We start from the raw sequence: 16,841 nt of genomic DNA on the forward strand, positions 1-16,841 counted from the left end.
GCCCGTCTTTGCAGTACCCCCGGCAGCGGCCGGAGTGGCTAGAGTGGAAAGCATGAGTTCGCCAGCTTCCCGCCCAGTCCCTCCTGCCGCTGCCAACCTGCTTAACCTGCGCGGCGCCGTCGACCTTTCCTCGCTGAAGCAGCGCCCGGCCCCGGCCGGCCCATCCGCCCCGCCATCCGGAACGGGTGGTGCCCAGCAGGGCTCGGCTCCCGGCGCGCCGGAACTGAAGGTCAACGTCACCGAGGCCAATTTCCAGCAGCTCGTGGAGCTCTCAGCCCAGGTGCCCGTGGTGTTTGCCCTGTGGGCGTCCTACTCGCCCGAGTCCGCCGGGATGCTGGACGTCCTCGAGCAGGTGGTGGACAGCTACGGCGGCCGGCTGGTCCTCGGCGCTGCCGATATCGAAGCCTTCCCGCAGCTGGCCCAGGCGTTCCAGGTCCAGGCGGTGCCCACCGCCGTTGCCGTGCTGAAGGGGCAGCCCGTCCCGCTCTTCCAGGGCGGAGCCGACGAACAACAGGTCCGCAGCCTCTTCGACGAACTGCTGAAAGTCGCCGCTGCCCACGGTGTGACGGGCAGCCTGGGCGGGGGAGCCGGCGCCGAAGCGGAGCCGGCGCCGCTCCCGCCGCTGCACCAGGCCGCGTTTGATGCCATCGAAGCGGGCGACTATGCAGCCGCGGCTGACGCCTACCGACAAGCGCTGAGTGACATGCCGGCCGACCATGAGGCCAAGGCCGGGCTGGCCCAGGTGGAGCTGATGCTGCGGCTCCAGCCGCTGACTGCCCAGGACAGCGAAGCCCTCCGCACCCAGGCAGCGGATGAACCGGACAACCTGGAGGCCCAGTTTGCTGTTGCAGACCTGGATGTTGCCGGGGGACATGTCGAAGATGCACTGAACCGCCTGGTCAGCTTCATTGGCCGGAACTTCGGGCCGGAGCGCGAGACCGCCCGCGTCCGCCTGCTGGAGCTGTTCGAGGTGGTGGGGACGTCAGACGAGCGGGTTGCCAAGGCGCGGCAGGCCCTGGCCCGGGTGCTCTTCTAGTGTCCGCACTGTTCGAGCCGCTCAAACTCCGTTCACTGGAGCTGCAGCACCGCGGCTGGGTATCGCCCATGTGCCAGTACAGTTGCGATCCCGACGACGCGCCGGGGGTTCCACACGACTGGCACCTGATGCACCTGGGCTCGCTCGCGGCGGGCGGGGCAGCGCTGATCCTCACCGAGGCAGCCGCCGTTGATGCCGAGGGCCGGATCAGCCCGCGGGACGCCGGCCTGTACAACGACGCCCAGGCGGAGGCCTGGCAGCGTATCACGTCCTTCGTGCACCGTTATAGCGCGGCAGACGCCAAGATCGGGGCCCAGCTGGCGCATGCCGGCCGTAAGGCTTCCACGTACTGGCCCTTCTCCGGCCAGCACGGCAGTGTCCCGCAGTCCGATGGCGGCTGGGCCACCGCGGGACCCTCACCTTCGGCGTTTGATGGCTATGCCGTGCCCGCCGAAATGACGGAAGAGCAGATCCAGGAAGTCATCCGCGATTTCGCCGCCGCCGCAGTCCGGGCCGTGGACGCCGGGTTCGACACCCTGGAGATCCACGGGGCGCACGGCTACCTCCTGCACCAGTTCCAAAGCCCGCTGATCAATGCGCGGACTGACTCCTGGGGCGGGGATGAAGCCGGCCGGAACAAACTCATGCTGGCAGTGGTGGACGCGGTGCGGGACGTCATTCCTGATTCGATGCCCTTGCTGCTGAGGATCTCGGCGAGCGACTGGGCCGAGGGCGGCGTTGACCTGGCGGCCTCCGTGCGGCTGGCCCGCGAGGCGGCCGAACATGGCGTGGACCTGGTGGACGTTTCCAGCGGCGGAGCCGTGGCGCACCAGCAGATCAAGGCCGGTCCCGGCTACCAGACCGGGTTCTCCGCCGCGATCCGAAATGAGGCGGGAGTGCCCACCGGTACCGTTGGCCTGCTGACCTCCGCAGGCCAGGCAGAGCATGCCATCGCCACCGGGCAGGCCGACGGCGTTTTTATCGCCCGGGCCGCCCTGCGGGATCCGCACTGGTGGCTGCGTGCCGCGTTTGAACTGGGCCACAACATCCCGTGGGCACCGCAGTACGAGCGCGCCGTGCCCCGCAGGACCTTCTGACCGCCGGGTGCGACATGGCCGACGGGAATCAGGACAAGGCACAAACCCCGGGCGGCAGCTTGGGCCGGCAACTCGAAACCACCATCCTGGCGCTCCTGGCTGCCAGGGCCGCCACGTCCACCATCTGCCCGTCGGATGCAGCCCGCGCTGTTGGCGATGACACCTGGCGCGACCTGATGGAGCCCGCCCGCGAGGCTGCGCGACGGCTGGTGGACGCCGGCGAGGTGGAGATCACCCAGGGCGGGTCAGTGGTGGATCCGGCCACCGCCAAAGGTCCCATCCGCATCCGCAGGAAGCGGCAGGACCGGGAGCGGTAGGGCCAGGGCGGCAGGACTGGCCGGCTTTTCGGGAAGTCCTGCCTGGTTTTCTACTCCTGCAGGAGGACCCCGCGGCCGCAGGGTGAGGACTAGTCTGGCATCATGACTGCCCAGCACCCCGATCCGGTAAACCAGCCTGATCCGGCCCTGTACCCCGTTCCGGTAAACCAGCCTGATCCGGCCCTGTACCCCGTTCCGGAAAGCCACCCCGTTCCGGTAAACCACCCTGATCCGGCCCAGCACCCTGCTCCGCCACAGGCCGCCGCGCCCGTAGCCGCATTGTCCATCCGCGGGCTGGCGAAGCGCTTTGGGCAGAAGATCGCGGTGGACGGCCTCAGCCTGGACGTTCCGGCCGGTTCGTTCTTCGGGATCGTGGGCCCGAACGGTGCCGGCAAGACCACCACGCTGTCGATGGCCACCGGCCTCCTGCGCCCCGACTTCGGAACGGCAGTGGTCCACGGGGTTGATGTCTGGGCCCGGCCGCTGGAGGCAAAGCGGCTGATGGGCATCCTTCCCGACGGCGTGCGGCTGTTCGACAGGCTCACGGGCGAGCAACTTGTCACCTACGCCGGGCTGCTGCGCGGCATGGACAAGGATGTGGTGGCCAGCCGCGTCGGGGAACTGCTGGCAGCACTGGACCTGGCCCAGGACGCAGGCACGCTGGTGGTGGATTACTCCGCCGGCATGACCAAAAAGATTGCCCTGGCCTCAGCCCTGATCCATGCGCCCCGGCTGCTGGTGCTGGATGAACCTTTTGAGGCGGTTGATCCCGTCTCTGCCGCCAATATCCGCTCCATCCTGGACAGCTACGTGGCTTCGGGCGGAACAGTGATCGTCTCCAGCCACGTGATGGACCTGGTCCAGCGCATGTGCGACCACGTGGCCGTGGTGGCCGCCGGCCGGCTGCTGGCGGCCGGCACCGTTGACGAGGTCCGGGCCGGGGCGTCCCTGGAGGACCGCTTCGTCCAACTGGTCGGCGGCCGCAGCCACACGGAAGGGCTGGAATGGTTGCGCACCTTCTAAGGCTCAAACTGACGCTGCTGCGCAACGGCCTGCGCCGCAGCCCCTGGCAGTTGGTGGGAATGGCCTTCGCCGGACTTTATGCCCTGGGCCTGGTGGGCACGCTGGTGCTGGTGCTGGTCCTGCTGCGCCGGGCAGACCCCGAACTTGCCCACACCGCGGTGGTGCTCGGCGGCTCGGCCGCCATCCTGGGCTGGGGCATCATTCCGGTGGTCGCATCGGCCACGGACATGACCCTCGACCCGGCCCGCTTCACCACCTTTGCCGTCCCCATGAAACAGATGCTGGCAGGGCTGGCGCTGGGCGGGCTGATCGGCATTCCCGGGCTGGCCACAACACTGGTGGCACTGGCCACGGTAGCGACCTGGTCCCGCGGGGTGCTGCCCGCGCTCGCAGCCCTCGTGGGAGCAGTGCTGGGAGTACTGACCTGCATTGTGCTGTCCAAAGTGGTCACCACGGCAACTGCGAGCCTCGCCGCATCCCGGCGCTTTAAGGACGTCAGCGCCATCGCCTTTATGGTGCCCCTGGTCCTCCTGGGACCGATCGTGGCGGGAGTCAGCCGCGGAATCTCCGCCTCGACCGGCTTCCTGCCGGAATTTGCGCAGACGATGTCCTGGACTCCGCTGGGCGCCCCCTGGTCCATTGCCGGGGACATAGCTGCCGGGCGCCCGGGAGAAGCCGCCCTGAAGCTGCTCATTTCCGCTGCGGTCCTGGCCGGACTCGCCTGGTGCTGGAAGCTGCTGCTGGTGCGGGCCCTGGTCAATCCGCCCTATTCCGGCAGCGGCAGGCGCAAAGGCGGAAAGCTGGGCCTGTTCGGGCTGCTGCCCGCTGTTCCGGCGGGAGCCGTGATGGCCCGCTCCCTCACCTACTGGATCCGTGATCCGCGCTACTCCGGCTCACTTATTGTGGTGCCGCTTCTTCCCGTGCTTCTGGTGTTCCAAGGCAGCCAGACCGGCGACTTCAGCACGCTTGCCTTCCTGGCGCCCCTGACGGCGTTTATCCTGGCCTGGTCCATCTCCGCCGATGTCTCCTATGACAACACGGCCTTCGCGCTGCACCTGGCCAGCGGCGTCCGGGGCGTGGACGACAGGCTGGGCCGGGCGCTCGCCTGCCTGGCCTTCGCCCTGCCGGTTGTCCTCGCGTTCGCCATTGGCCACGCTGCTTTCACCGGGCAGTGGGCTTCCCTTCCCGGCCAGCTGGGGTTGAGCCTGGGAATCCTCTTTACGGGGCTGGGACTGTCCTCCGTGGTGTCTGCCCGGTACACGGTGGCCGTTCCGCTGCCGGGGGACAGCCCCTTCAAGAAGCCGCCCGGAAACGTGGGCCAGACCCTTGCAGTGCAGTTCGCCGGGATGGGGATTCTGTTTCTCCTGGTCCTGCCCGAGGCGGCGCTGCTGATCGCCCAGCTGGTCACGGGCAACAGCCTGTTCGGCTGGCTCAACCTCGGGGCCGGGCTCCTGCTGGGGCTTGCGCTTCTTGTCACCGGCGTAAGGCTTGGCGGGAAATGGCTGGACGCCCGCGTGCCCGAACTGCTGGCCCAGGTCACCGTCAACCGCTGAGAACGCCCTGGAAGGAACAAGATGGAAATCGTCATCCTCAACGGCAGCAAACAGATCGGCAAGCTGGCAGCCGACGCCATCGAGGAGCTGCTCCGGCACAAGCCGGACGCGGTCCTCGGCCTGGCCACCGGGTCTTCGCCGTTGCCCGTCTATGACGAGCTGGCCGCCCGCCACGACCGGGACGGCCTGGACTTCAGCCGCGCGCACGGGTTTGCCCTCGACGAATACGTTGGCCTGTCAGCAGGCCACCCCGAGTCCTACCGCGAAGTGATCCGGCGCGAGTTCACCGACCGGGTGAACATCGCGCCGGAGAACGTCCACGGCCCGGACGGCACGGCGGCCGACATTCCCGCCGCCTGCCAGGCGTACGAGGAATCCATCGCTGCGGCGGGCGGCATCGACCTGCAACTGCTGGGCGTGGGCACCGCCGGCCACATCGGCTTCAACGAGCCCGGTTCCTCCTTCGCCTCACGCACGCGGATCAAAAGCCTCATCGAGCAGACACGCCGGGACAACGCCCGGTTCTTCAACAGCCTCGCAGAGGTCCCGCACCACGTCCTCACCCAGGGGCTGGGCACCATCATGGAAGCCAGGCATGTGATCCTGGTGGCAACGGGGGCACAAAAGGCGCAGGCCGTGCGGGAATTCGTTGAAGGGCCGGTGGCTGCCATCTGCCCGGCATCGGTGCTGCAGTTCCACCCGCACGCCACTGTCTTACTGGACGAAGCTGCCGCCTCGGCGCTGAAGCTGGCGGATTTCTACCGCCACACCTATGACAACAAACCTGCCTGGCAGGGCCTCTGAAGCGGCCACGGCAGTGGACGCAACCCGGAGGAAAAGTACGACGGCGGCAGGTCCCGGGCGGCGCGGCGGGAGCCTCCGGCGTCGAACGCCTGCCCGCCGGAACGGCTAAGATGGATCGCATGACTAGCATGACGGACCCCCTCGACAACGACCCGATGCGCGAGCTTTCCGGGGCTGGATCGTCCACAGCCACCATTGAGCGCGAGGAACTGCGCCAGGAAGTGGAGCCCGGGGACCGGGAGCGCTTTTCGCACTATGTGCGCAAGGAAAAAATCATGGAGTCCGCGCTGACTGGCGAGCCTGTCATCGCCCTGTGCGGCAAAGTCTGGACGCCGGGCCGGGATCCGCAGAAGTTCCCGGTGTGCCCCATGTGCAAAGAGGTCTATGACGGCCTCCGCCCGGGCAACGACGGCGGCAAGGGTCCCGGAGGGGACTCAGGCAACAACAAATAGTGACGGAGACGCTCTTTGGCGGCCCCACCCTGCCTCCGGCTTATCCGGAACGTGCAGCCTGGGGAACCGCCCCGAAACTCCGTGCCTGGCAGCAGGAAGCCCTGGACCTCTACCTGAGGACGAGTCCGCGGGACTTCCTGGCGGTAGCTACTCCCGGCGCCGGTAAAACCACCTTCGCGCTGCGGATCGCATCCACGCTCATAGACTCCGGCGCCGTCAACCGGGTGACTATTGTGGCGCCCACTGACCACCTGAAGCGCCAGTGGGCGGATGCGGCAGCAAAGGTTGGCATCGCCATCGACCCCAACTTCAAGAACTCCGACGGCCAGCACGGCCGCGGGTTCATTGGCGTGGCCGTCACCTATGCCCAGGTGGCCAGCAAGCCCCTGCTGCACCGGGCCAAAACGGAGGCCGCCCGGACCCTGGTGATCCTGGACGAAATCCACCACGGCGGCGAAGCCCTCTCCTGGGGCGACGGGCTGCGGGAGGCGTTCGACCCCGCGGTCCGGCGGCTGTCCCTGACCGGTACCCCGTTCCGTTCCGACACCTCGCCCATCCCGTTTGTCGAATACGCCGAGGACCGGGACGGCATCCGCCGCTCAAAGGCTGACTACACCTACGGCTACGGCAACGCCCTGCGGGACCATGTGGTGCGTCCGGTGATGTTTATGGCCTACTCCGGCCAGATGCGCTGGCGCACCAGTGCCGGCGAGGAAATGGCTGCCTCGCTCGGCGAAGCCGCGGTCACCAAGGACATCACGTCCCATGCCTGGCGGACGGCGCTGAACCCGGCCGGCGAGTGGATTCCTGCAGTCCTGGCCGGCGCGGACAAGCGGCTCAGCGAAGTGCGCCGGACCGTGCCCGACGCCGGCGGCCTGGTCATTGCCACCGACCACGAGGACGCGCGTGCCTACGCCGGGCAGCTGAAGCGGATCACGGGGGAGTCGCCCACTGTCATCCTGTCCGATGACGCGAAGGCCTCCAGCAAGATCGAGGAGTTCTCCGCCGGCGAGCAACGCTGGATGGTGGCCGTCCGCATGGTGTCCGAAGGTGTGGACGTTCCGCGCCTTTCCGTCGGCGTCTACGCCACCTCAACGTCCACCCCGCTGTTCTTCGCCCAGGCCGTGGGCCGCTTCGTGCGCGCCCGCAAAAGGGGCGAGACGGCGTCGGTCTTCCTGCCCTCGGTACCCCAGCTGATGGCCCTGGCCAACTCCATGGAAATGGAGCGCGACCACGCCCTGGACCGGCCGGAGAAAGAGGACGGGGACGGACTGTTCAACCCCGAAGACTCGCTCATGGAGGAGGCCAACCGCGAGGAGAAGGCCTCCGACAGCCTGACCAAGGGCAAGTTCGAGGCACTGGACTCCCAGGCGTCCTTCGACAGGGTCCTGTTCGACGGCGGCGAGTTCGGAACCGGCGGCGAGGTTGGCTCCGAGGACGAACTGGACTTCCTGGGGATCCCCGGGCTGCTGGACGCCGAACAGGTGGGAACGCTCCTCCGGCAGCGCCAGCACGAACAGCTCAACCGCAAGAACCGAAAGGCTCCCGCGGCTGCGCAGGCTCCCGCGCCCGCCGTCCCGGACCACCGGCTGCTGATGGACCTCCGGAACGAGCTGGCCAAAAACGTGGCTGCCTGGTCAGCGCGCACCGGAACGCCGCACGGCGTGGTGCATACCAAGCTGCGCACCGTCTGCGGCGGTCCGCCCGTTGCCCAGGCGAACGAGGAACAGCTGCAGTCCCGCCTGCGGAAACTGCAGGACTGGTTCATCGGCAGGAAATAACATACGCCGGCGAGCAGCAGTGGCCCCGTGCACAGCACGGGGCCACTGCTGCAGCTGCGGGTGTTCAGGCGACGTCCACGCCGCCGAGCTCCAGTTCCGTGACGGTTTCCTCCAGGTCGTCCGCGATGCCTGCTGTCAGGGAGCGGATAACCGTGACGGAGTAGCCCGCCTGCACGGCATCCAGCGAGGTGGCCTTGACGCAGTAGTCGGTGGCGATGCCCACCACTACAACCTCCTCCACGTCATTGCTCTGCAGCCAGTCGTCCAGGCCGATAGCGTCTTCATCCGGGGTGAGCCGGTCAACCTCGCCGGCACCGGGCAGCGCGCCGGGCTGCCGCTCACCGGTGGGCACGGCATCCTCGGGTGCCAGCAGCCCTTCAAAGCCGGAATAGGCGGCGGCGAATTGCCCTTTCTGGAAGTAGGCCTCGATGTATTCAGTGTCCAGGTCCGGGTGGAGCTCGGCTCCCCGGGTCCCGGCCACGCAGTGCGGCGGCCAGCTGTCAACGAAATCCGGGGTCTCGGAGAAGTGGTCGCCCGGATTGATGTGCCAGTCCTGGGTGGCCACGATGTGGTCGAACTCGTTGTGGTGCGCGTCAATGTATTCGCTGATGGCGCCGGCCACGTCCGCGCCGCCGGCGACGGCCAGGGAGCCGCCTTCGCAGAAATCGTTCTGGACGTCGACGATGATCAGGGCCCGGGACATCAGTTCTCCTCAGTTTTCTTCATAGTGAGTAGGGATGGCTGCTTCCCCGCGCTGGAGGCGGTTGACGACGGCGGGCAGCTCGGCCATGGTTTCAGCGTGGCGGCGGCGGGCGCGTACCACTCCTTCGTGGCCGGTCCAGCCGGGCATCAGTTCGCCGTTCTTCATAAACTGCTGCAGCAGCGGACGGTCGTTGCCGTCGTCCTCCGGCCGGTGGCCCACACCCACCACCTCGGCGGTGGCAATGCCGCGTTCGTCCAGTTTCCGCAGGGCGTACTTCCGGCCGCCCACGCTTCCCTTGTTCTTCGCGGCCTTGGCCACGGAGACGAAGTTCCCGTCGTCGTCCGTGCGGCTGACCAGCTTGTAAACCATGGACGCGGTGGGAGCCCCGGATCCGGTGACCAGCGAGGTTCCCACGCCGTAGGAGTCCACCGGCGCGGACTGCAGCGCGGCAATGGCGAACTCGTCCAGGTCCGAGGTGACCACGATCTTGGTGTTCTCGTTGCCCAGCTGGTCCAGGAGCTGGCGCACCCACTGGGCCTGCGCAACGAGGTCGCCGGAATCAAGCCGCACGGCGCCCAGGCGTGGACCTGCCAGGTCCACGGCAGCACGCACGGCCGTTTCGACGTCGTACGTATCCACCAAGAGGGACGTGCCCTCGCCGAGGGAGGCAATCTGGGCCTCGAAGGCGTCCCGTTCGGTGTCGTGCAGCAGGGTGAAGGAGTGTGCGGCGGTGCCCACGGTCTTGACCCCGTACCGGATGCCGGCTTCGAGGTTGGACGTGCTGTCGAAGCCGGCGATGATGGCTGCCCGGGCGGACGCGGTGGCGGCCTCCTCGTGCGTGCGGCGGGAACCCATCTCGATGCAAGGCCGGCCGCCGGCAGCGCTGACCATCCGGGATGCGGCGGACGCGATGGCGCTGTCGTGGTTGAGGACCGAAAGCAGGTAGGTCTCCAGCATGCAGGCTTCGGCGAAGGTGGACTCGACGATGAGGATGGGGGAGTACGGGAAGTAGGCTTCGCCTTCCGGGTAGCCCCAGATATCCCCGGAGAACCGGTAGGACGCCAAGTACTCCAACGTCTCTTCGTTCACCACGTCGGTGCGGGCCAGGAAGTCCAGTTCCGCCTCCCCGAACCGGAAGTTCGCGATGCCCTCCAGAAGCCGCCCCGTCCCTGCCACGATGCCGTAGCGGCGGCCGTCGGGGAGCCGCCGGGCGAAGGCCTCAAAGACGGACTTGCGGTGCGCGGCGCCCGAATGGAGTGATGCCTGCAGCATGGTCAGCTCGTAGTGGTCAGTGTAAAAGGACGTGCGGGGATGGTCCCAGCCGGCAGAGGTGCTCACGAAAATCACTCTAGTCCCCACCGGCTCCCACGTCTCGCTCCGCTTCGCCGCGGGCCCCTCGCCGGTGTGGGCCCACCCACCGGCTCCCACGTCTCGCTCCGCTTCGCCGCGGGCCCCTCGCCGGTGTGGGCCCACCCACCGGCTCCCACGTCTCGCTCCGCTTCGCCGCGGGCCCCTCGCCGGTGTGGGCCCACCCACCGGCTCCCACGTCTCGCTCCGCTTCGCCGCGGGCCCCTCGCCATAGACGCGCGGCCCTCCCCATAGAATGGACAGATGACCTTAAGCGTTGCGCTCGGCCCTGATACGCAAGAGGGCACCCGGACCGGCACGGCGGAGTCCACCGACTTCCTGGCCGCACCGGACATCCCCTGGAACCTGGTGATCTGGAATGACCCCGTTAATCTCATGAGCTACGTCAGCTATGTGTTCCAGAGCTACTTCGGCTACTCGGAGACCAAAGCCAACAAGCTCATGATGGAGGTCCACAAAAAGGGCCGCTCGATTGTTGCCCATGGCAGCAAGGAACAGGTGGAGCGGCACGCCGTGGCCATGCACGGCTTCGGGCTGTGGGCCACGGTGGAGAAGGCCAGCGGCGGATCGGGCGGCAATTCAGGCAAGTCCGGCGGACCGGGCCAGGGTAAGGGGAAGCGTGGCTAAGGCGTTTAAGTACGGACTCAAAGGAATTACCGGCTACCTGGAGCCCACGGAGCGGGAGCTGCTGCGCAGCCTCATCGACGACGTGATCTCCATGCTCCAGCCGGAAGACCGATCGGGCCAGGACCCGCTGGCTGCCCTGATCGGCCTCGACATGGACGTTGCCGTTCCCACGGACAGGGCAGTCAAGCGGCTCCTTCCCAACGTGATGAAGAACGACGACGCCGCGTCCCTGGAGTTCCGGCAGCTCACCGAGCGATCCTTGCGGGAGACGAAAATAGGCGCCCTCCGGGCGGCCGCGCTGGACCTGGACAAGGACGAGATTGTCCTGACCGCCGAAGGCGCCCGGCACTGGTCCATGGCACTGAACGATGTCCGGCTGGTCCTGGCCGAACGCCTGGACATCCAGGACGAAGAGGATGCCGAGCACGTCCACCTGATGCAGGACTGGTCCCAGGCCGAGGATGTGGAGAGCTACCTGGCCCTGGTGTACAACTTTGCCACCTGGCTGCAGGAATCACTGGTCCAGGCCATGCTGCAGTCACTGGACACCCGCCGTTGAGCGGTAGCCGCGGCTTCGGCTGTGAGCCGTGTGACAAATTAGACATGAGTCGCAGGCCACAAGATGATGGCTGAGGTTGCGGGGAAGCCCTATCCTCGAATAATCATGACAACAGCCTCGAGCATGGATCCAGCTGCGGCAGCAGGGTCCGAAGCCAGCGACCTGCCCGCCGCTGCCGTGGAATCACGGCCCATCGGTGTCTTCGATTCCGGCGTCGGCGGCCTTACGGTGGCACGCTCCATCATCGACCAGCTCCCGAACGAGTCCATCCTCTACGTAGGGGACACCGCGCACGGGCCGTACGGTCCTTTGCCCATCGCGGAAGTCCGGGCCAACGCCCTGGGCGTGATGGACGAACTGGTGGACTCCGGCGTCAAGCTGCTCACCATCGCCTGCAACTCGGCGTCGGCCGCTGTGCTCCGCGACGCGCGGGAGAGGTACACGGCAAGGTACGGCATCCCCGTCATTGAGGTCATCCAGCCCGCGGTGCGGCGCGCCGTCGCCGCCACCCGCAGCGGCAGGGTGGGCGTGATCGGCACCTCCGCCACCGTGGGCTCGCGGGCCTACGAGGACACCTTCGCGGCGGCCCCGGACCTTCACATCACCTCGGTGGCCTGTCCCGAGTTCGTCAGCTACGTGGAGGCCGGCGTTACCACCGGCCCGGCCCTGCTGGCCGTTGCCGAGGAATACCTGGCCCCGCTCAAGGCCGCCGGCGTGGACACCGTGGTGCTGGGCTGCACCCACTACCCGCTGCTGACCGGCGTCATCTCCTACGTAATGGGCGCGGACGTCACCCTCGTGTCCAGCGCGGAGGAAACCGCCAAGGACGTCTACCGGGCCCTTGCCACGCACAACCTGCAGCGCACCGAATCCTCGCCGCCCGAGCACCACTTCGTGGCCACCGGAGACGCCGCCCAGTTCGAGGCACTGGCCCGCCGCTTCCTGGGCCCCGAAGTCCTCTCGGTCCGGCACGTGGACCATGTGGCGGCCCAGTATCCCACCGGCAGCCTGGCCCGTATCACTCCGGAAATGATCGCCGCCGCGCAGCGTGCCGGCACCCGTCCCCGAATCTCCAACTTCGTGGGCAGTTCCGTCCCCGGGGGTTCAGACCAGTGAAGCTCACCATCGTCGGCTGCACCGGGTCCTTTCCCGGGCCGGGATCCCCGGCGTCGTGCTACCTGCTGACCGCCAATGACGGCGAGCGGACCTGGAAAGTGGTTATGGACCTCGGCAGCGGCGCCCTGGGCGCCATCCAGCGGTACACCGACCTTGAAGACATCGACGCGATCTTCCTCACCCACCTGCACCCCGACCATTGCATGGACCTTTGCGGCCTGCACGTGGCAGTCCGGTGGAAGCCGGGCGGCTGGGGCCGGGGCCGGATTCCGGTATGGGGGCCGGCCGCCACGGCTGACAGGATGGCCACGGCCTACGGCCTGGAACTCGATCCGGGCATGCGCGAGGAGTTCGACTTCACCAACTGGGCCGAGCGCGAGCCGGTGACCGTGGGTCCCTTCACCGTCACGCCGTACGCCGTGAACCATCCCATCGAGGAATGCTATGCCCTCCGGGTGGAGGTGGTGGAGCCGGACAAGGAAGGCAACCGGATCGCCAAAACGTTGACCTACTCGGGCGACACGGATTCCTGCGCGGCCCTTGAGGAGGCCGCCAAGGATGCGGACCTGTTCCTGTGCGAAGCAGCTTTTGAAGAAGGCCGGGATGACGGCATCAAGGACGTCCACCTGACCGGCAAGCGGGCAGGCGAAGCAGCTGCCGCTGCCGGTGCCCGCCGGCTCCTCCTCACGCACATTCCGGTGTGGACCTCGCAGACCACCGTGATGGCAGAGGCCAGGCCGGTTTTCGGTGGCGACGTGGCTGTTGCCGTGGCGGGCGTGCACTACACCATCTAGCTGGTTCTTCATCGGCAGGTTGCCCTGCGCGATTTTGGTGCGGGCATCCCGGCGGCCGGCAGTGGATAAGCTAAAGGCATGACTTCTGAAGCAACTGCAGTGCCCATCGTGCGCGCCGACGGCCGCGCCCCGGACCAGCTCCGGCCCATCAGCATCACCCGTGGATGGTCCAACCAGGCCGAAGGATCGGCCCTGATCGAGTTTGGCAACACCCGGGTCCTGTGCACAGCTTCCCTCACCGCGGGAGTTCCGCGCTGGCTCAAGGGCGAGGGCCGCGGCTGGGTCACCGCCGAGTACGCCATGCTGCCCCGCGCCACCAACACCCGCTCCGACCGGGAGTCAGTCAAAGGCAAGATCGGCGGGCGCACGCACGAAATCTCCCGGCTCATTGGCCGTTCCCTGCGCTCCATCATCGACACCAAGGCCCTGGGCGAGAACACCATCGTGCTGGACTGCGACGTTCTGCAGGCTGATGGCGGAACCCGGACCGCAGCCATCACCGGCGCCTACGTGGCGCTCGCTGACTCCATCCGGTTCGCCCGCGACAACAAGCTGATCGCCAAGAACGCCCAGCCCCTGATCGATACCATCGCGGCCGTATCGGTGGGCATCATCGACGGCGTTCCCATGCTGGACCTGCCGTACGTTGAGGACGTCCGGGCCGAAACCGACATGAACGTGGTGGTTACCGGTTCGGGCAAGTTCGTGGAGGTCCAGGGGACCGCCGAGGGCGCGCCTTTCGACCGCGCCGAACTGGACCAGCTCCTGGACCTGGCCCTGCTCGGCACCACCCAGCTTGCGGCCATTCAGCGCGAAACCCTGGCAGACACCCTGTGAGCGCGGCCGGCGCCGCGCCGGGTCAAGGCACAACACCGCGCCTGGTCCTGGCCACGCACAACAAGGGCAAGCTCCGGGAGCTGCGTGAACTGCTGCGCGGGCAGGTGCCGGGGCTCGACGTCGACACCCAGGTGGTGGACGCAGCAGCGGCAGGTGCCCCCGACGTCGTCGAAACGGGCGTGACGTTCGCCGAGAATTCCCTGCTCAAGGCACGGGCTGTCGCTGAGGCCACCGGCCTGGTGGCCATCGCCGATGACTCCGGCCTCGCTGTGGATGTGATGGGCGGAGCGCCCGGCATCTTCTCGGCGCGCTGGGCCGGCAGCCATGGGGACGACATAGCGAACCTTCGGCTGCTGCTCAACCAGCTCTCCGACGTCCCGGACGCCCACCGCGGCGCCGCTTTTGTCTGCGCGGCAGCCCTGGCGGTCCCGGCGGCCGACGGGGATTCCGGGCACGAAGTGGTGGAGTACGGGCAGCTGGAGGGCGTGCTCCTGCGCGAACCGCGCGGTGACGGCGGCTTCGGCTACGACCCCGTGCTGCAGCCGGCGGGGGAGACCCGCAGCTGCGCGGAACTGTCCGCCGACGAGAAGAATGCCATCAGCCACCGCGGCAAGGCGTTCCGCGCGCTCCTGCCCGCCATCGTCAAGGCCCTCCAGGACCGCTGAGCAGGCGACTGCGAAGCTGGCACAAAGAAGGGTGCGCTCCGGGCCGATGCCCGGAGCGCACCCTGATCTTTTCGTGCGGTAAGACCCGCTGCTACTCGGGCCGTGTTCCGTGGACATGCCGGGGAGTCTTGTGCTCTTCCTCGGGCGCGTGTTCTTCGATGAATTCGTCCACCGGGTCCGTGCCGTAGGCGGTGGCCTGGCGCCTGGCGGACATGCCGCGCAGGACCTCCACGCCGATGGGCAGCACCGAGACCAGAACGATGGCGATGAAGATGATGTCCAGGTTGTCGCGGACCCAGGGGATGCGGTCGCCCAGGAGGTACCCCAGGAGGGTTACGCCGCCGCCCCAGAGGAAGGCGCCGATGACGTTGTAGAGGAAAAACTTCTTCTTGCTCATCTGCGCAACGCCCACGATAACCGGGACGAAGGTCCGGATGATCGGTACGAAGCGGGCAAGGATCAGCGCTTTGCCGCCGTGCTTTTCAAAGAAGGCGTGCGCATTTTCAACGTTCTCGCGCTTGAACAGGCGCGAATTGGGCTTGTTGAAGATGGCGGGGCCGGCTTTGGAGCCGATCAGGTAACCGGTCTGGTTGCCGATGATTGCCGACACGATGATCAGCAGCGCGAAAAGGAACACGTTGAACTTGATGGTGTCGGTGGCCACCAGCAACCCCGCGGTGAACAGCATGGAGTCACCCGGCAGGAAGAAGCCCACCAGCAGCCCGGTTTCCGCGAAGACGATGCCGCAGACGAGCAGGACCACCCAGGGTGCGAGGGCGGGATCGGCCAGGAAGACCTGGGGGTTCAGCCAGTCGGGCAGGAAGGAGGCCAGCTGTGGCTGCACCGGTCCCGCACCGCCCAGCATGGACACAGCGAAGTCGTTCATCACAGGAAAGTTCACTCCTCAAGGGTACTTGACATGCCTCTTCTTCCCGGTGGCGGCGGAAGGCGCCGGCCCGGGGCGGTCGGGTGATTTCGGTGACAGGACGGCATGGGTGACCCGGGAACGGCCCGGTCCGGCGGTAAGGTGGGGCCCGTGGGTTTGGACTTTACGGCGATCGACTTCGAGACTGCGAACGGATTCCGGGGCTCCCCGTGTTCTGTGGGCCTGACGAAAGTCCGCGGCGGCAAGGTGGTTGAGGAAGCTTCCTGGCTCATGCGCCCGCCGGCCAGCCACGACCACTTCGACTACCACAACGTCCGGATCCACGGCATCACTGCCGCCGACGTTGCGGGCCGGCCCCGGTTTGGGGAGCTCTTTCCGGAGATCGGCGCATTCATCGGCGATGACATCCTGGCGGCCCACAATGCGGCGTTCGATCTCGGCGTGATCCGCTCCGGCCTTGAGGTCTCCGGGCTGCCCGGTCCGGCCTACGACTACGTCTGCACAGTGATGTTGTCCAGGCGCTGCTACTCGCTGGTGTCCAATTCGCTGCCCTTCGCCGCCGAGGAGGCCGGGGTTCCCCTGGTCAATCACCACGACGCCGCCGAAGACGCCCGTGCCTGCGCCGGTATCCTGATCGACATCGCAGCCCGCAACCAGGCGAACAGCATCGCCGAGCTCTACCTGTCGCTGGGGCTCGTGATGCCCCGTCAGGAGGCGTTCGACCCCGCCCGGGACACGTTGTCCAAGGCAAGCCTCGCCGCCCTTTCCAGTGCCGCAGGCAGCGGAGCCGGGCTGGTGCGGCCCTTTTACAGCGGCTGGCCCGAAGAGGGCGCAAACCCCGAGCCGAATCCGCACGCGGAGCCCGGCCACCCGCTGTTCGGCCAGACAGTGGTTTTCACCGGCCAGCTGTCCATCGGCCGGCCTGAAGCGAAGCAGCGGTCTGCCGAGTTCGGCGCACGGCCGGAGAGCCGGGTCACGGGACGCACCACCGTCCTGGTGGTGGGGGACGGCTTTGTGGCCTCCGACCTCCGCTCGGGCAGGCTCACCGGCAAGGCACGCCGGGTCCTCGAACTCCACGAGCGGGGGCAGTCCATCGAGGTCCTTTCCGAAGGCGAGTTCCTGCAGATGGTGGGCAGTTTCGCCGGAGCCGTCAGCGCCTAGGGAAATGCGCGCCCCCGGGTCACGCAGCGCAACAAACTTACCGCCCGGCGTCTGCTGCCCCC

At 67.5% G+C, this 16,841-nt stretch carries 18 protein-coding genes; 15 read left to right on the plus strand and 3 right to left on the minus strand.

Annotation, left to right across the window (positions count from 1 at the left end):
* Positions 1 to 52 precede the first annotated feature (52 nt).
* The 8 genes from ARTSIC4J27_RS07770 (at position 53) to ARTSIC4J27_RS07805 (ending at position 8,063) form a co-directional block, all read left to right on the plus strand.
* On the plus strand, positions 53 to 1,036 hold the full coding sequence (locus ARTSIC4J27_RS07770; protein WP_050054642.1) for a tetratricopeptide repeat protein: 984 nt from the start codon (positions 53 to 55) through the stop codon (positions 1,034 to 1,036).
* Positions 1,036 to 2,133 (plus strand): NADH:flavin oxidoreductase/NADH oxidase, encoded by a 1,098-nt coding sequence (locus ARTSIC4J27_RS07775; protein ID WP_050054643.1) that lies wholly within the window; start codon positions 1,036 to 1,038, stop codon positions 2,131 to 2,133. The genes ARTSIC4J27_RS07770 and ARTSIC4J27_RS07775 overlap by 1 nt, the downstream gene beginning before the upstream one ends.
* Positions 2,134 to 2,147: 14 nt before the next feature.
* Positions 2,148 to 2,450 (plus strand): DUF3253 domain-containing protein, encoded by a 303-nt coding sequence (locus ARTSIC4J27_RS07780; protein ID WP_050054644.1) that lies wholly within the window; start codon positions 2,148 to 2,150, stop codon positions 2,448 to 2,450.
* Positions 2,451 to 2,552: 102 nt separating this feature from the next.
* Complete coding sequence (locus tag ARTSIC4J27_RS07785; RefSeq protein ID WP_235436600.1) at positions 2,553 to 3,473, plus strand: ABC transporter ATP-binding protein; 921 nt, start codon at positions 2,553 to 2,555, stop codon at positions 3,471 to 3,473.
* A complete protein-coding gene (locus ARTSIC4J27_RS07790) occupies positions 3,455 to 5,026 on the plus strand; it encodes a hypothetical protein (RefSeq protein ID WP_050054645.1) in 1,572 nt (523 codons plus the stop codon). The genes ARTSIC4J27_RS07785 and ARTSIC4J27_RS07790 overlap by 19 nt, the downstream gene beginning before the upstream one ends.
* Before the next feature lie 21 nt (positions 5,027 to 5,047).
* Positions 5,048 to 5,830, plus strand: a complete 783-nt coding sequence (gene nagB, locus ARTSIC4J27_RS07795) for a glucosamine-6-phosphate deaminase (RefSeq protein WP_050054646.1) — start codon at positions 5,048 to 5,050, stop codon at positions 5,828 to 5,830.
* A 119-nt stretch (positions 5,831 to 5,949) separates the two neighbouring features.
* Positions 5,950 to 6,282, plus strand: a complete 333-nt coding sequence (locus tag ARTSIC4J27_RS07800; protein ID WP_370455872.1) for a DUF3039 domain-containing protein — start codon at positions 5,950 to 5,952, stop codon at positions 6,280 to 6,282.
* The gene (locus ARTSIC4J27_RS07805) at positions 6,282 to 8,063 is read left to right on the plus strand and encodes a DEAD/DEAH box helicase (RefSeq protein ID WP_050054647.1); all 1,782 of its coding nucleotides are present in this window, start codon (positions 6,282 to 6,284) and stop codon (positions 8,061 to 8,063) included. Before ARTSIC4J27_RS07800 ends, ARTSIC4J27_RS07805 begins: the two co-directional genes overlap by 1 nt.
* A gap of 64 nt (positions 8,064 to 8,127) precedes the next feature.
* Here the strand turns inward: ARTSIC4J27_RS07805 and ARTSIC4J27_RS07810 are convergent, their stop codons facing one another.
* The gene (locus tag ARTSIC4J27_RS07810; RefSeq protein ID WP_050054648.1) at positions 8,128 to 8,766 is read right to left on the minus strand and encodes an isochorismatase family protein; all 639 of its coding nucleotides are present in this window, start codon (positions 8,764 to 8,766) and stop codon (positions 8,128 to 8,130) included.
* Positions 8,767 to 8,775: 9 nt separating this feature from the next.
* Positions 8,776 to 10,104, minus strand: coding sequence for a nicotinate phosphoribosyltransferase (locus ARTSIC4J27_RS07815; RefSeq protein ID WP_050054727.1), 1,329 nt, complete (start codon positions 10,102 to 10,104; stop codon positions 8,776 to 8,778).
* Between the two features lie 273 nt (positions 10,105 to 10,377).
* Between ARTSIC4J27_RS07815 and clpS the strand changes: the two genes are divergently transcribed.
* The 6 genes from clpS (at position 10,378) to rdgB (ending at position 14,732) form a co-directional block, all read left to right on the plus strand.
* Complete coding sequence (gene clpS / locus ARTSIC4J27_RS07820; RefSeq protein ID WP_050054649.1) at positions 10,378 to 10,761, plus strand: ATP-dependent Clp protease adapter ClpS; 384 nt, start codon at positions 10,378 to 10,380, stop codon at positions 10,759 to 10,761.
* Positions 10,754 to 11,320 carry a DUF2017 domain-containing protein gene (locus ARTSIC4J27_RS07825; RefSeq protein ID WP_050054650.1) on the plus strand — a complete coding sequence of 189 codons (567 nt, stop codon included), beginning with the start codon at positions 10,754 to 10,756 and terminating at the stop codon, positions 11,318 to 11,320. The genes clpS and ARTSIC4J27_RS07825 overlap by 8 nt, the downstream gene beginning before the upstream one ends.
* Positions 11,321 to 11,425: 105 nt before the next feature.
* Positions 11,426 to 12,436 (plus strand): glutamate racemase, encoded by a 1,011-nt coding sequence (murI, locus tag ARTSIC4J27_RS07830; protein ID WP_407681124.1) that lies wholly within the window; start codon positions 11,426 to 11,428, stop codon positions 12,434 to 12,436.
* Positions 12,433 to 13,230: an MBL fold metallo-hydrolase gene (locus ARTSIC4J27_RS07835; RefSeq protein WP_050054652.1), complete on the plus strand. Its 798-nt coding sequence runs from the start codon at positions 12,433 to 12,435 to the stop codon at positions 13,228 to 13,230. Before murI ends, ARTSIC4J27_RS07835 begins: the two co-directional genes overlap by 4 nt.
* 78 nt (positions 13,231 to 13,308) lie before the next feature.
* A complete protein-coding gene (gene rph / locus ARTSIC4J27_RS07840) occupies positions 13,309 to 14,067 on the plus strand; it encodes a ribonuclease PH (RefSeq protein WP_050054653.1) in 759 nt (252 codons plus the stop codon).
* The gene (rdgB, locus tag ARTSIC4J27_RS07845; protein ID WP_050054654.1) at positions 14,064 to 14,732 is read left to right on the plus strand and encodes an RdgB/HAM1 family non-canonical purine NTP pyrophosphatase; all 669 of its coding nucleotides are present in this window, start codon (positions 14,064 to 14,066) and stop codon (positions 14,730 to 14,732) included. Before rph ends, rdgB begins: the two co-directional genes overlap by 4 nt.
* Before the next feature lie 91 nt (positions 14,733 to 14,823).
* Here rdgB and ARTSIC4J27_RS07850 read toward each other — a convergent pair whose 3' ends face one another.
* Entirely contained in the window at positions 14,824 to 15,618 is a 795-nt protein-coding gene (locus tag ARTSIC4J27_RS07850; protein WP_050054655.1) for a VTT domain-containing protein, read from the minus strand.
* Between the two features lie 150 nt (positions 15,619 to 15,768).
* Between ARTSIC4J27_RS07850 and ARTSIC4J27_RS07855 the strand changes: the two genes are divergently transcribed.
* The gene (locus ARTSIC4J27_RS07855) at positions 15,769 to 16,779 is read left to right on the plus strand and encodes an exonuclease domain-containing protein (RefSeq protein ID WP_050054728.1); all 1,011 of its coding nucleotides are present in this window, start codon (positions 15,769 to 15,771) and stop codon (positions 16,777 to 16,779) included.
* Positions 16,780 to 16,841 lie beyond the last annotated feature (62 nt).

It is taken from the genome of Pseudarthrobacter siccitolerans (assembly GCF_001046895.1).
In the GTDB taxonomy this organism is placed as follows: domain Bacteria; phylum Actinomycetota; class Actinomycetes; order Actinomycetales; family Micrococcaceae; genus Arthrobacter; species Arthrobacter siccitolerans.